The sequence below is a fragment of the Actinokineospora xionganensis genome (assembly GCF_014323725.1).
GTDB lineage: Bacteria > Actinomycetota > Actinomycetes > Mycobacteriales > Pseudonocardiaceae > Actinokineospora > Actinokineospora xionganensis.
The window spans coordinates 66566-80558 of the sequence record NZ_JABVED010000003.1; the positions used below are offsets into that span (position 1 = coordinate 66566).

Annotated in this window: 12 protein-coding genes; 9 read left to right on the forward strand and 3 right to left on the reverse strand. The window is 69.9% G+C overall.

Annotated features, from left to right (window positions below; all coding sequences use genetic code 11):
• Positions 1 to 228 precede the first annotated feature (228 nt).
• From GPZ80_RS06550 to GPZ80_RS06580, 7 genes are all read left to right on the forward strand, one after another.
• Positions 229 to 1464: a hypothetical protein gene (locus GPZ80_RS06550; protein ID WP_187219138.1), complete on the forward strand. Its 1236-nt coding sequence runs from the start codon at positions 229 to 231 to the stop codon at positions 1462 to 1464.
• A gap of 88 nt (positions 1465 to 1552) precedes the next feature.
• Positions 1553 to 2758 (forward strand): hypothetical protein, encoded by a 1206-nt coding sequence (locus GPZ80_RS06555; protein WP_187219140.1) that lies wholly within the window; start codon positions 1553 to 1555, stop codon positions 2756 to 2758.
• A 3-nt stretch (positions 2759 to 2761) separates the two neighbouring features.
• Positions 2762 to 3475: a hypothetical protein gene (locus GPZ80_RS06560; protein WP_187219142.1), complete on the forward strand. Its 714-nt coding sequence runs from the start codon at positions 2762 to 2764 to the stop codon at positions 3473 to 3475.
• A 16-nt stretch (positions 3476 to 3491) separates the two neighbouring features.
• Complete coding sequence (locus GPZ80_RS32480; protein ID WP_187219144.1) at positions 3492 to 4982, forward strand: RCC1 domain-containing protein; 1491 nt, start codon at positions 3492 to 3494, stop codon at positions 4980 to 4982.
• 157 nt (positions 4983 to 5139) lie between these two features.
• Positions 5140 to 6096 (forward strand): NAD-dependent epimerase/dehydratase family protein, encoded by a 957-nt coding sequence (locus GPZ80_RS06570; protein WP_187219146.1) that lies wholly within the window; start codon positions 5140 to 5142, stop codon positions 6094 to 6096.
• Positions 6093 to 7286 (forward strand): glycosyltransferase family 2 protein, encoded by a 1194-nt coding sequence (locus GPZ80_RS06575; RefSeq protein WP_187219148.1) that lies wholly within the window; start codon positions 6093 to 6095, stop codon positions 7284 to 7286. The genes GPZ80_RS06570 and GPZ80_RS06575 overlap by 4 nt, the downstream gene beginning before the upstream one ends.
• Before the next feature lie 4 nt (positions 7287 to 7290).
• A complete protein-coding gene (locus GPZ80_RS06580; RefSeq protein WP_187219150.1) occupies positions 7291 to 8319 on the forward strand; it encodes a glycosyltransferase family 2 protein in 1029 nt (342 codons plus the stop codon).
• A gap of 22 nt (positions 8320 to 8341) precedes the next feature.
• On the opposite strand, the gene GPZ80_RS06585 is transcribed toward GPZ80_RS06580, so the two are convergent.
• Complete coding sequence (locus tag GPZ80_RS06585; protein WP_187219152.1) at positions 8342 to 10240, reverse strand: arabinofuranosyltransferase; 1899 nt, start codon at positions 10238 to 10240, stop codon at positions 8342 to 8344.
• 133 nt (positions 10241 to 10373) lie between these two features.
• Between GPZ80_RS06585 and GPZ80_RS06590 the strand changes: the two genes are divergently transcribed.
• Together GPZ80_RS06590 and GPZ80_RS06595 are read left to right on the forward strand one after the other, a co-directional pair.
• On the forward strand, positions 10374 to 11147 hold the full coding sequence (locus GPZ80_RS06590) for a glycosyltransferase family 2 protein (RefSeq protein WP_312880164.1): 774 nt from the start codon (positions 10374 to 10376) through the stop codon (positions 11145 to 11147).
• Entirely contained in the window at positions 11144 to 11515 is a 372-nt protein-coding gene (locus GPZ80_RS06595; RefSeq protein ID WP_222718976.1) for a DUF2304 domain-containing protein, read from the forward strand. Before GPZ80_RS06590 ends, GPZ80_RS06595 begins: the two co-directional genes overlap by 4 nt.
• A 1-nt stretch (position 11516) precedes the next feature.
• Here GPZ80_RS06595 and GPZ80_RS06600 read toward each other — a convergent pair whose 3' ends face one another.
• Both GPZ80_RS06600 and GPZ80_RS06605 read right to left on the reverse strand, forming a co-directional pair.
• On the reverse strand, positions 11517 to 12644 hold the full coding sequence (locus GPZ80_RS06600) for a glycosyltransferase family 4 protein (protein ID WP_187219154.1): 1128 nt from the start codon (positions 12642 to 12644) through the stop codon (positions 11517 to 11519).
• A 53-nt stretch (positions 12645 to 12697) separates the two neighbouring features.
• Complete coding sequence (locus tag GPZ80_RS06605; protein WP_187219155.1) at positions 12698 to 13915, reverse strand: MATE family efflux transporter; 1218 nt, start codon at positions 13913 to 13915, stop codon at positions 12698 to 12700.
• Between the last annotated feature and the right edge of the window lie 78 nt (positions 13916 to 13993).

The following is a 13993-nucleotide window of genomic DNA, read 5'->3' on the forward strand; positions in this document are numbered from 1 at the left end:
GGCGGAACAGCACAATCGGGTGGAGATCACCCGCATTGTCCTGTTCCGCCCGCTTTCCCGTCAGGTAGTCTGCGGACGAATCCGGTTTGGGGCGGGGGCCCGGCCGCTGGGGATGTCAGTGATCTGTTGTGACCTGTTCCATGCCGCGTACAACCCGCGTAACGGCCGTGCACTCGGAGTCGATTCGGGTTTGAGGCGTCCAGGATCAGGTCACCGGAAAGGGAATTGATGGGGCACTCCAAGTCGGTCCTGGCTGTCGCGACGGCAATCGTCGGCGCCACGCTGGTCAGTGGCGCCACCGCCTCCGCGGTGGCCCCGCGGCCCGCGGCTCCGAGCGAGTTGCAGATGGGCGTGGCCGCGGCCGTCGCCGAGGGCGGCACCCGGTTCGTCTCGATGCCGCCGCAGCGCGTCCTCGACACCCGAAACGCCACCGGGGTGCCCGGCACCTCGCCGGTGGGGCCGGGAGGCGAGATCGCCGTCTCGCTCGACGGCAAGGTTCCCGCCGACGCCGTGGCGGTCGTGCTCAACGTGACCGGCACCGCCCCGACCTCGAACACCTACGTGACCGTGTGGGCCACCGGTGTCGCGCGGCCCACCTCGTCCAACCTGAACCTCGCGCCCGGGCAGACCCGCCCCAACGCGGTGATCTCGGAGATCGGTCTCGACGGCAAGATCTCGTTCTTCAACAACGCGGGCACCACGCACCTGATCGCCGACCTCGCCGGCTACTACACGAAGTCGACGACCGGCAGCAGCCCGTACACGACCGTCGCGCCGGTCCGGGTCATCGACACCCGCACCGCGGTCGGCGCCATTCCGGGAGGCCAGTCGATCACGGTCGACTTCACCGGCAAGGTGGCCGACTCGGCGACCGCGGTGACGCTCAACCTCACCGGGGTCGACGCCTCACAGGACACGTTCATCACCGCGTGGCCGACCGGCGCCGCCAGGCCCACCGCGTCGAGCCTGAACCTCGCGCCGGGCGAGGCCACGCCGAACCAGGTGACGGTCGCGCTCAGCGCCGACCGCAAGGCCTCGTTCTTCAACAACGCGGGCACCGCGCACCTGATCGTCGACCTGGCCGGGTTCTACTCGCCCGCGTCGACCCTGCTCTTCTACCCGTTCGGCCCGATCCGCAGCTACGACACCCGGGCCATGAACGACGGTCTTGAGAGCGGACAGTTCCTGACGTTGATCTACGACCACCTGCCGATGGACGTGAAGGCGATGGCGTACAACGTCACCGCGACCAACGTGAACGCGAACACCTTCGTCACTGTGTGGCCCGCGGGCCTCGCCCGGCCGACGGCGTCCAACCTGAACCTGGCCCCCGGCCAGACCGCGCCGAACATGGCGACGGTCGGGGTGGGCGTGGACCCGAGGCACAACGTTCCCGGTGTCTCGTTCTATGACAATTCAGGTCACGTCGATCTGGTCGTCGACATCTCGGGTTTCTTCGGGTAGTCATGCACCTGGCCCCGGCCGGATGACCCAATGATGCCGTCCAGGGTCGCCACCACGGGACCTTGGACTTCGTCGAAAGAGGGACGCGATGACGATTCGACCCGCCTGCGCCGTGGTGGTGGCTTCGCTCATCGTGGGGCTCATCGGCGGCGTCGGTGTCGCCGCCGCCGACCACGGGGAGCAGGCGACCCCGGTGACCGGTGAGGGACCGGGAACCCGTTTCGTGCCGGTCACCCCGGTGCGCGTGCTCGATTCGCGGGACGTGACCGGGACGGTCGCGCTGGCCGCCACCGGCGTCACCCGGATCTCGCTGAGCAAGTACGTGCCCGCCGACGCGGTCGCCGCGGTCCTGAACGTGACCGGCGCGGATGCCAGCGAGGGCACGTTCATCACGGTCTACCCGGATGGCAAGGAGCGCCCGCCGGTGTCGACGCTGAACCTTGTCCGCGGTCAGACCCGCGCCAACGCCGCGACCGTGCAGATCGGCACCGACAGCGGGGTCAACGTCTACAACAACGCGGGCAGGGTCCACGTCATCGTCGACCTCGCCGGCTACTACACCCCGGACACCGCCGCGTCCGGGTTCACCTCGATGGCGTCGGGCCGGGTGCTGGACACCCGCTCGGGGGCGCCGGTCGGCACGGGCGGGGTCGTCACCGTCGACCTGTCCACAAAGGTCCCCCTCACCGCGACGGCGGTGACGTTCAACCTGACCGGGGTCTCGGCGACCCAGTCCACCTACATCACCGCCTGGCCGACCGGCGCCAGCAGACCTCGCGCGTCCAACCTGAACCTGACGACCGGCGAAGCGACGCCGAACCAGGTCACCGTGGCCCTCGGCCGGGACCGCAAGGTCTCGCTCTACAACCACGCAGGCACGGTCCACCTGCTCGTCGATCCCACCGGCTTCTATGCGAGCGACCGCGGCCTGGCGTTCTTCCCGGTCGCGCCGACCCGCATCCTCGACACCCGGCCCGCGCGCGGCCTCGGCCAGGGCGAGACGCACACCGTGAGCCTCGCGGGGATCCTCCCCGCGGGCGCGTCGAGCATCGTGTGCAACGTGACCGGCACCAACACGACCGCCACCACCTACGTGTCCATCTGGCCCACCGGTTCCACCAAGCCCAAGTCCTCACACCTCAACCTGGTCGCCGGGCAGACCGCCGCGAACATGGCGCTCCTCGGACTCGGCACCGACAAGAGCATCCAGATCTACAACAACGCGGGCTACGTCGACATCGTCGCCGACCTCGCGGGCTACTTCGATCTTCCCACTCCCCAAAAGGAAATCTGACCGATGCCATCAGCCAGAACCGCCGCGCTCGCCGCGGCGGTGGCAGTCGTGTGCGGCTCCCTCATGGTCCCCACCACCGCCGCAGCCGCTCCGCAGGATGTCCCGTCGCCGCCGTCGAACGGCGCGGCCTTCACGCCGGTGGCACCGACCCGGGTGCTCGACACCCGCGTCGGCACCGGTGGCAGGCTCGGTGCGGTCGCGGCGGGCGGGACCACCCGGCTGAAGCTGTCCGCCGTCCCCGCGGAAGCGACCGCCGTCGTCCTGAACGTCACCGGCGTCGGCGCGACCGCGAACACCTTCGTCACCGTGTTCCCGGCCGGTGCGCCGCGGCCGACGGCGTCGAGCCTGAACCTCGCGCCCGGCGACACCCGGCCGAACCAGGTCACGGCGACTCTTGGCGTCGACCGGAGCCTCGATCTCTTCAACAACGCGGGAAACACGCACCTCGTCGCCGATCTGGCGGGGTTCTATGCGCCCGGCGCGGGTTCGAAGTTCACCGCTCTGCCGGGAAAGCGAGTGCTCGACACCCGAGAGCGGCAAGCCCGTGGGGCCCGGCGAACACGTCGGCGCTCCGTTCCTGCGGCAGATCCCGCCGTCGGCCACGTCCGTCACGTTCAACCTGACCGCGACGGACGTCACGGCGGCCACGTATGTGACGGCTTGGTCGGGCTCGGGTGTGCGGCCCACCGCCTCGAATATGAACCTCGTTCCGGGTGACACAAGGGCGAACCTGGTGACAGTCGCCCTGACCAATGGCGGGTACGTCGACTTGTTCAACAACGCGGGATACACCCACCTGATCGTGGATCTTGTCGGTTTCCACACCCCGGAGTTCGGCTCGCACTTCTTCGGCCGCACACCGCAGCGGATCATCGACACGCGGTCTGGCGCGGGCACTCCGGTCAGCACCACCGTGTCGGTGCCGGTCGAGTGGCCCGACTACGTCACGGGCGCCTTGTTGAACGTCACCGCGACCCAGGCCACCACGGACACCTTTGTCCACGCGGGTTCGGAGTCCGGCTACTCGACGTCCACTTTGAACTTGAAGCCCGGACAGACCGTCCCCAACGCGGCGGTCGCCCAGGTCAAGTCCGGTGACCTGATGAGGTTCTCCAACAACGCGGGCACCACGCATGTGATCGCCGATGTCGAGGGCGTGTTCGTCGGCCAAGGCGGCTGCGTCAGCGAATGCGCCGTCGCCTGGGGCATGGGTGTGAACGACAGTGTGGGAGCTCGCCCGAATGCGCCGAAGTCGGCACAGCTCCCGGTTACCGGTGTGTCGGGCGTGAAGGCGATCGCGTCGGGCGTTGACATGGGCTACGCGCTCAAGACCGACGGCACCGTCGTCGCCTGGGGTGCCAACGAATACGGGCAGCTCGGCAACGGCTGGACGGGATTGGGTTCGCCGATGCCGGTCCCGGTGAAGGGTCTCGCCGGTGTCACGCAGATCGCCGCGGGACCGCATGCCGGGTACGCGTTGCGCGACGGAACGGTGCTGCGATGGGGCCGGACCCCGGTTTACGCCACCGCCCGCCCCTTTCTGACCGAGGTCATCTCCGGCGCCACGAAGATCGCTGCGACCGAGACCAACGGATTCGCGCTGGTCGACGGGCAGGCCTACGGCTGGGGTAGCGCGCATGACGGCTTGCTTGGTGTTACCTACAAAGAAGCCAGTGCGGAGCCCCGAAAGATCTTGGGCGTGACCGACATGCGCGACATCGCCGGGGGCAAGTACACCGCGTATGCGATCAAGAATGATGGCTCGCTGTGGGCATGGGGCTCGAATCGGGCCGGTGAGCTCGGCATCGGTGTGGCCTGCGACTCCAACACCGGCCAGGGCTGCGGCTCGGCGGAGGCGGTCAAGGTCTCCGGGTTGACCGACGTCCGGGCTGTCTCGGCGGCGCTCGGCCGCGCCTACGCCCTGCTGGGCGACGGCTCGGTCTGGACTTGGGGAACCGTCGGCGTGTGCTCCGGGTGCGCTTCGACGACTCCGGTCAAGATGGCCGAACTCGCCGACGTGACCCAGGTCGCGGCCACCCCCGGCGGCGGCTACGCACTGCGCGCCGACGGAACCGTCCTCGGCTGGGGCGCGAACCACTTCGGCGAACTTGCCAACGACGCGGCAGGCACGTTCGCCGGCCAACCGGTGGTGGTGGGCGGCAGCACGGGCGTCACCGCGGTCGCCGGCGGCCGTTACGCGGGCTACGCGCTGACCGGCGCCTGACAACCGATCTTCGACGGGGACACAATCGAATGAGGTCGACACCGGTCGCGGCCCGGCTCGCCCACGCGGCGGGCCGGGCCGCGATCGTCCTCGGGGGCTGGAGCGCGGGCCGGGTGGTAGTCCAGGGACCCTGTGACCCATGAGGCATAGTTGGGCCATGCGCGCGCTTGTCACCGGCGGGGCCGGGTTCATCGGGTCGACCCTGGTCGACCGCCTCCTGCGCGACGGGCATGAGGTGACCGTCGTCGACGACCTGAGCCGGGGCAGCTCCCGCAACCTCGTCGACGCGCTCGCCACCGGACGCTGTGAACTGCGCGAACTCGACATCACCTCGCCGGAGCTGCACACGGTCGTCGCCGAGGCGCGCCCTGAGGTGGTGTTCCACCTGGCCGCCCAGGTCGATGTCCGGGTCAGCGTCGCCGACCCGCTGCTCGACGTCGCGCAGAACGTGCTCGGGACGGTCAACGTCGCCGAGGCCGCGCGCAAGGCCGGGGTGCGCAAGGTGCTGTTCGCGTCCTCCGGTGGCTCGATCTACGGCACCCCCGACGAACTGCCGGTCGCCGAGTCGCAGCCGATCAACCCGAAGTCGCCGTACGCGGCGAGCAAGGTCAGTGGCGAGGTCTACCTCGACACCTACCACCAGCTCTACGGCATGCAGTGCACGCACCTCGCACTGGCGAATGTCTACGGACCACGGCAAGATCCACACGGTGAGGCGGGTGTCGTGGCGATCTTCGCCGGGGCGCTGCTGAACGGAAAACCGACCAAGGTGTTCGGGGATGGCGGAAACACCCGCGACTACGTCTACGTCGAGGACGTCGTCTCCGCCTTCGTCGCCGCGTCCGGCGAGGTGGGAACCGCGCGCCGCTACAACATCGGCACCGGCGTCCAGGTCTCCGACCGCGAGCTGCACACGCTGGTCGCGAAGGCCGCGGGCGCGCCGGACGAGCCGGAGTTCGCCCCGGCCCGACTGGGCGACCTGCGGGCATCGGCGCTGGACGCGAGCGCCGCCGAACGTGAACTGGGCTGGAAACCGGAAGTCGACATCGCCGAAGGCGTGCGCCGTACCGTCGACTTCTTCCGCGGGGGACCACTAGGAGCGCTTCCAACATGACCATGTCGAAACCGGCGACCGAGACCCAGGCGGGCACCCCCGTCCTGGAGTTGTCGATCGTGCTGCCCTGCCTCAACGAGGCCGAAACCCTTGAGATCTGCGTCCGCAAGGCGCAGGAGTCGCTGCGCGGTCTCGGCGTGGCGGGCGAGGTCATCGTCGCCGACAACGGCTCCACCGACGGTTCGCAGGACATCGCGCGGGCCAACGGCGCCCGGGTCGTCGACGTGCCACGGCGGGGCTACGGCGCCGCGCTCGCCGCGGGCATCGAGGCCGCTGGTGGCGAGTACATCCTGATGGCCGACGCCGACGACAGCTACGCGCTCGACGACATCGGTGGCTTCCTCGAGAAGCTGCGCGAAGGCGCCGACCTGGTGATGGGCAACCGGTTCCAGGGCGGGATCGCCGAGGGTGCGATGCCGTTCCTGCACCGCTACCTGGGCAACCCGGTGCTCTCCCGGCTGGGCAGGCTGTTCTTCCGGATCCCGGTGGGCGACTTCCACTGCGGCATCCGCGCGTTCCGCCGCGACCGAATCCTGGAGCTCGGCCTGCGCACCTCGGGCATGGAGTTCGCCAGCGAGATGGTCGTGCGCGCCTCGCTGAACCACTTCAAGATCCGCGAGGTGCCGACCACGCTGCGGCCCGACGGCCGCACCCGGGCGCCGCACCTTCGGACGTGGCGCGACGGCTGGCGCCACCTGCGCTTCCTGCTCGCGTTCAGCCCGCGGTGGCTGCTGTACTACCCGTCGATCGCGCTGCAGGGCATCGGCCTGATCGGCATGCTGTGGCTGTCGTTCGGTCCGCAGCGGCTCGCGGGCCTCGGCTTCGGGCTGCACACGATGCTCGCGTTCGCCACCATGTTCGTGCTCGGTCTCCAAGGCTTGAGCCTGGCGGTCGTGGCCCGCTCGTACGCGGCGCACTTGGGGCTGCTGCCACCGCCAACGGGCCGGATGATCCTGCGAATAGCCAAGGCGTCGCTTGAGCGAGGCCTGTGGCTCGGCCTGTTGCTCCTCGCGGGCGGTATCACCTGTTTCATCGTTGCCCTGAGCATCTGGGGCGCCGCGGGATTCGGTGAACTCGATGTCGTGCGGACCATGCGCGTGCCCATCCTGGGCATGGTGCTGATGGTGGCGGGCTTCCAGCTGATCACCGTGAGTTTCACCCTGAGCCTGACCAAGATCGGCGAGGACTGACCACGTGACCGACAGTCGACTGCCCCGGGTGAGCGCGATCGTGCTGGCCTGGAAGTCCGAGCCGTGGCTGCGCCGCAGCGTGACCGCCCTGCTCGGGTCGGAGAAGGTCGACCTGGATGTGGTTCTCGTCGACAACGGGTGCACTGACGACGATGTCGAGGTGCTGGCCCAGCTGCCCGGCGTCACCGTCGTGCGACCGGGACGCAATCTCGGCTACTCGGGCGGGAACAACGCGGGCGTGGCCGTCGCCGACGGGGACTACGTCGCGCTGATCAATGGCGACGCGATCGTCGAGCCGAACACCATCGCGCGGCTCGTCGAGGAACTCGCGCGGCCGGAGGTCGGCATCGCGGCCGCCGGTGTGCGGCTCGCGGAGAACCCGGCGTTGCTCAACTCCAGCGGCAACCTGGTCCACGTGCTCGGCATCAGCTGGGTCGGCGGGCTCGGCGAGCCGGAGACCCGGACCGCCCCGACCGAAGTGGCGGGCGCGATGGGGGCCGGTCTCGTCACCAGCCGCGAACACTGGGACCGCCTGGGCGGATTCTTCGAGCAGTACTTCGCCTACCACGAGGACGCCGATCTCTCGATCCGCACGTGGCGGCTCGGGCTCAAGGTCGTCAACGTCCCCGACGCGGTCGTCGTGCACCGGTACGAGTTCTCCCGCAACACCGAGAAGTTCTACCTGGTGGAACGCAACCGCCTGATCTTCGTGACCACGCTGTGGAGCGCTCGCGCGCTCCTGCTGCTCGCCCCGGCCCTGCTCGCCCTGGAACTGGCCATGCTCGCCCTGGCGGTCAAGGAGGGCTGGGCCCGCGACAAGGTCCGCGGCTGGGTGTGGCTCTGGCGCAACCGGACCGTGCTCCGCGAGCGTCGCGCGCTTGTCCGCGGGATGCAGACCGTGCCGGACCGGGAATGGATGCGGGTGCTCACACCGCGCCTGGACACCCCGCTGATCCAGGTGCCTGCCGTGATCCTGCGACCGCTGAACGCGGCCACCACCGCCTACTGGAAGCTCGTCCGCCGGTTCGTCTAGGTTCCGTCCTCGCGGACGGGACCTAGGGCCTGCGGATGATGACGACGAAGTGCTCGCTGACGTCCTCGATGATCCAGTGTCGGGAGTCGAATCGCTCGGGCACGAACCCGCCGTCGACCACCTGCAAATAGTCCGGCCCCCGGTACAGCATGAAGACATCGATCGGCCCGAACTCGGTGGCCGCGCTCGCCCGCGCGAGCTCATCCGGGTCGGTGATCGTCATGAGCCGCTTGACTTCGGCGTAACGATCGTCCCAACGCGACAGTGAACTGCTGGACGTGCGGTCGGTGCCCATGTACGCGTTCCACGGCAGGTAGGCGAAGAGCCGCTCGTCCGCGGAGAGGGTCGTGGGTCGCGCGCCCTTGCCGAGGACCGACTCCACCTCCTCCTTGATCCGCACCGCGGGGATGCAACCCGCCCGGAGGTGTTCCAGGCGCACGCCCTTGGGCATGGGCCGCACGGGGGAACAGTCGGGCATCCGCTCCAGGTGCGCCAGGGTTGAGAAAACGCCGAAGTTGCGGTCAGCCTCGGTCGGGCCGATCGCGGTGACCGGACGCCAGGTCGACCAGTACGTCGTGCCGATCCAGAGGAGCGCGACGATCATCACCGCCACGCCCGTCCCGCTGGGCGGCACGGCGCCGACTCGGCGGATCAGCACGGGGACGAGCGAGGTCAGCGTCAGGACACCGGCGGCGGCGAGGGTCACGCCCGTCAGCCGAGGCACGTAGTGGATCAGGGTGGTGTGGTCGGTCAGCAGATAACGCACACCCATGACCAGCCAGAACACATAGGACCCGAGCACCAGCCAGAGCATCGGCCACGCCCACGGCTTGGCCCGGTACCAGACCAGCCCGATCAGCCCGACCAGTTGCAGCGCGCCCAGCAGGGACGGGTCGAGGAACGGGAAGCCGTTCTCGGTGATCTCGAAGGACTGGTACAGGTCGCCAAGACCCTGCCCGCCCTTCGTCAGCACCGCGCTGAGGTACGGGACCATGTAGGGCAGCGCCATCAGCGTGGTGACCAGGCCGACGGCGAGCACGTGCCGGACGTAGGCGCCGCGGTTCGCGCTGCGCCGCCACGCGGTCACCAGGATGGCGAACACCCCGACCACGCCGAACGGGAACCAGCCGTTGTAGGTCACCATGATCAGCCCGCCGATCAGCCCGGCGGGCAACCAGTGCAGCCTGCCCTTGCCGGTCTCGGTGAACGTCACGAGCAGCCACGGCAGGAAGACCAGCAGGGTGATGATCGCGAACGCCTTGCGCGGATCACCGAACACGAGCAGCCCGGAAGCGCTGATGACGAGCGCCGCGCCCGCGGGCACGATCCGTTGCCACAGCAGGAAGGCCGCGAGCACGGCGGCCGAGGTGAGTAGCACCTCCGCGGCGCCGAGCAGCCGCCAGGCGGGCACGTCGAGGAGCAGCGCGATCCGGCCGAGCAGCCACGGGTACAGCGGCGGGTACTCCGAGGGCAGGCCGTCGATGAACGTGTCGGACGGCCACGGTGTGACCGTGTACCGGTTCACCGCCGCGGTCATCCGACCCATGTCACCGCCGAGGCCGCCGAAGCCGAACGGGGTGAGGTTGAGCGCCGACCGCAGCGCGAGCGCCACCCAGGCGGCGAACAGGCCCGCCCCGACCGCGACCATGCGGTCCCCGCAACGGCGCACGACCGCGGCCACCACGCACCCGGTCAGCAGTGCCGCGCCGATCGCCAGCGGGATGAAGGCGCCGCGGGGCGTCAGCGGATCAAGCTTGTTGTAACGACCCTCCACGAACAGGAACAGCGCCGTCGCCGCCAGCCAGGTGAACACCGCCACCACGGCGGGACCTGTGAACAGCGCGCGAAAGCGCGACTCGCGCTCAGGGGTCTTCTCGGCCACGACCGTCTCACGGTCGACGTCCACCATCGATTCCGGCACGGCACACCTGTCTGCCCGGGACTTGGACTGTTCGTCACCGCCCCCAGGCGGCCCCAGCCGACACCCTACGCGGTGGGTGGGGGAAGTCACCCGACCAGGGCGGCGGACGAGCGGCCGACTAGCATCCCATCCCGTGTCTAACGAGTTCTCCGGCCGTGCACTCATCGTCGTGCCGGCCTGGAACGAAGAGGCCGCCGTCGCCGAGACGGTGCGCGAGATCTACGCCGCCGTTCCCGCCGCCGACGTCCTCGTGGTCGACGACGGGTCAAGCGACCGCACGGTCGAGTGCGCCCGGGAGGCCGGGGCGCTCGTTCTCGAACTGCCCTTCAACCTCGGCGTCGGTGGTGCGATGCGCGCGGGCTTCCGCTACGCGCTGCGGCACAACTACGACGTCGCGGTGCAGGTCGACGCGGACGGGCAGCACGATCCCAGCGAGATCCCGGACCTGCTCGCGGGCCTCGCGCACGCCGACATCGTGATCGGCGCCCGGTTCGCCGAGCGCGGCGCGTACCAGGTCAAAGGCCCGCGCAAGTGGGCGATGGTCGTGCTGTCGAAGGTGCTCTCGCTGCTGGCCAAGACCCGGCTCACCGACACCACTTCGGGATTCAAGGCGACCGGCCGCCGCGCGCTGCCGCTGTTCGCCGAGCACTACCCCGTCGAGTACCTCGGCGACACGATCGAATCGCTGGTCATCGCGCTCCGCTCGGGATGCGTGGTGACCCAGGTGCCCGCGCACATGCGGCCGCGCCGCGCGGGCAACCCGAGCCACAGCCCCTGGAAAGCGACGGTCTACCTGTTCCGCGCCGGGTTCGCCCTGCTGCTGGCCCTGGTGCGCCGCTGGGACACCTCGGTCAAACAGGCCGTTCCGCTGGCCGCGCCGCCCGCCGCCGAGAAGAGGATGTCGTGAGCGCCTACATCGTCGCCCTCATCGGCAGCGTGCTGATCCTGCTCGGCATCTTCGAGCTGCTGCGCAGGCGTCAGCTCAGCGAGAAGTACGCGGTGCTGTGGCTGGTCGTCGGCCTGACCCTGCTCGTGGTGACGATCTTCCCGGGCCTGCTCGGTGTGCTCAGTCGGGCCGCGGGCGTGGAAATCGCGTCCAACCTGCTGTTCTTCGTCGCGATCGTCTTCCTCGTCGGGGTCGCGCTGCACCTGTCGTGGGAGGTCTCCCGGCTCGAGGACGAGACCCGCAAGCTCGCCGAGGACCTGGCGATCCTGCGTCTGGACGTCGACGAGCACGTCAAGCGGACCACTTCCGGCCCGGACGGAAAGTCCTAGCTCAGCTCGGAACCGGGGCGCCGCGCAGCATCGCGGAGATGACCTCCACGGCGTGGTCCCAGGAGAACCGCTCCGCGGTCGTCGCGCGCAGCGCGTCACCTCGTGAGCGGCGGAGCTCCGGGTCGCCCAGTGCTTCGCCGAGCGCCCGCGCCAGCGCGTCGGGCCGCTGTGCGGGAACCAGCCAGCCGGTGCGGTCGGCGTCCAGGATCTCCGACGTGCCACCGACATCGGTGGCGACCACCGCGGAGCCGAGCGCCGCGGCTTCGAGCACGGTGGTGGGCAGGCCCTCGGTCCAGCTCGGGTTGACGAACACCGTGGCGGCCGCGATCTCCTTCAGCGCCGTGGCATGGTCGACCGCGCCCAGGAACTCGACGTGCTCGCCGAGGCCGAGCGCTTGCGCCCTCGCTTCGAGGGCCGAGCGGACCGGTCCGTCCCCGCAGATCCGCAGGCGGGCCTTCGTCCCGTTGGAGTGCAGGGACGCGGTCGCGTCGAGCAGGTCCGCGACCCCCTTGCCGCTGATAAGCCTGCCGACAAAGCACACCGTGTCGTCGGCGGTCGGCTCGGACCTGAGGTCGGTCGGCAGTTCCATGCCGCGGTGGACCACCGTGGGCTCGCGACCCGACAGGTCGCGGACGAAGTCGCGGGCCGAGTTGGACACGGCGACGACGTGCGCGGCCTTGCCCAGCACCACTTTCGCGATCGTCGCGTCGACGGTGTTGGCGACCAGCCGCACGAACCCGTTCCCGCTCTGCACCGGCGTCGACCCGTGTTCGATGTGCACCCGGCGGATGCCCCGACTCGCGGCGAACCGCGAGGCCAGTGCGGCGTGGTAGAAGAACCGTGTGTGGGTCATCATCACCGAATCCGGTGTGCAGTACTCCCGCAGCAGCTTGTGGAAGCCGGGCTTCGGCACCGGGTAGGGCGACACCGGCATCCACGACGGCCACCGCACGACCGTCCAGCGGTCGGTGAGGTGCTCGACACCCGGCTTGGCCGCGGTGTCGGACGTGAGCACCGTGATCCGCAGGTCAGGGTCCGCCGCGAGGAGCTGGCGGTGCAGCTCGTGCGCATAGGCCTCCAGGCCGCCCGGATGAGGTGGGTAGCAGGACGGGAGGTCGACCAGGTGCATGCCGACTATCTTGCACACCCGCGACGCCCCGGGTCAGTCCGGGGGTGGGGCGGTCAGCCCGTCGCCGCCCGGTCGGCGCGCGCGTGCCGGGTCAGTCCGACCCAGGCGATCCCGGCGCCCACTCCCCAGGCCAGGGCCATCCCGCAGGCCGCGCCCACGACACCGAACTGGGTGCCGAGCACGGCGATCAAGGCGAGCTCGCAGACAAGCTGGATGGTGCGGACCCGCGGGCCGACCCACGCCCGGCCGCTCGCCTTCGCGGCCACCATCGCGGTCTGGCCCGAAGCCAGCAGGAACGCGTAGACCAGCAGGAACAGCACGACCGGCTCCAGGGTGGACCAGTCGGCCTTGAGTAGGGTGCCCATCAGGTCCGAGGGCAGCACGATCACGATCAGCGCGCTCACCGCGCACACGATCGCCGCCAGCGCCGTGACCAGAGCGGGCGCGCGGACCACGTCCTTGGCGCTGCGGCCCGCCAGGTGGGCGAGCAGGGCGGTCCCGATGCCGACGAACAGCACGGTCAGCGCGGTGATCGGGGTCATCGCCTTGCGGAGCAGGCCGTAGCCGTCGAGCCCGGTCGCCCAGATCGCCATGCCGAACGTCGCGTATATGCCCGCGGCCAGGTAGACGGCGTCGACCAGGAAGCCGGGGATCAGGCGCCACTGGTCCGACAGCCACCGGCGCACCGACCCGAGGGCGAACGGGCTGCCGGTGAGCCGGATCGCGACAGCGGACATCACCACGCCGGTCGCGGCCCACAGCAGGTACACCCGGGTGGGGGTCAGCTCGTCGACGAGAGCGACCGTGACCAGCGCGCCGACGAGCAGGCCCAGCCACACACCGTCGACGCCCAGCGCGATCAGCGGGCGGTCGCGGCCGTAGCCGACGTACCGCGCGTGGTCGAGCGCGCCGAGCAGCGGCGACGCCGCGGCCTGGATGAAGAGGAGGTCCTGCGCGGTCCCGTCGAGGAACAGACCCACGATCAGCGACCCGATCCCGACCACCAAGCCGAGCGCGAGCGCGCTTCCCGCCGCGCCGCGCGACCGCTCGTCCCCGGCGGCCCGCGACACCAGCATCGGCTCCGAGGCGATCGCCCGGCCGATGTACCACTGCCCGGTCTGCACCATCATGACAAGCGTGAAGATCCCGTACTCGGCGTCGGTGGACACCGGGATCGCGGCGGCCTGCAACGCGAGTGCGACGGCGCTGAAGACAAGTTGGTCGGCGGTGACGAGGGACTGTCTGCCGACCCGGTCGATCAGGGTGCGCAACGCTGACCTCGGGTTCGACCCAGGTGTCGGTGTCCCTGACTTCGTCACGCTGCGGGCGCCTTCTTGCTGGGGGATCGG

Bases quoted from the DNA above. Each gene is read 5' to 3' on its own strand.
- GPZ80_RS06570 (WP_187219146.1), top strand. From the start codon at position 5,140: ATGCGCGCGCTTGTCACCGGCGGGGCCGGGTTCATCGGGTCGACCCTG.
- GPZ80_RS06575 (WP_187219148.1), top strand. From the start codon at position 6,093: ATGACCATGTCGAAACCGGCGACCGAGACCCAGGCGGGCACCCCCGTC.
- GPZ80_RS06600 (WP_187219154.1), bottom strand. From the start codon at position 12,644: ATGCACCTGGTCGACCTCCCGTCCTGCTACCCACCTCATCCGGGCGGC.
- GPZ80_RS06550 (WP_187219138.1), top strand. From the start codon at position 229: ATGGGGCACTCCAAGTCGGTCCTGGCTGTCGCGACGGCAATCGTCGGC.
- GPZ80_RS06560 (WP_187219142.1), top strand. From the start codon at position 2,762: ATGCCATCAGCCAGAACCGCCGCGCTCGCCGCGGCGGTGGCAGTCGTG.
- GPZ80_RS06555 (WP_187219140.1), top strand. From the start codon at position 1,553: ATGACGATTCGACCCGCCTGCGCCGTGGTGGTGGCTTCGCTCATCGTG.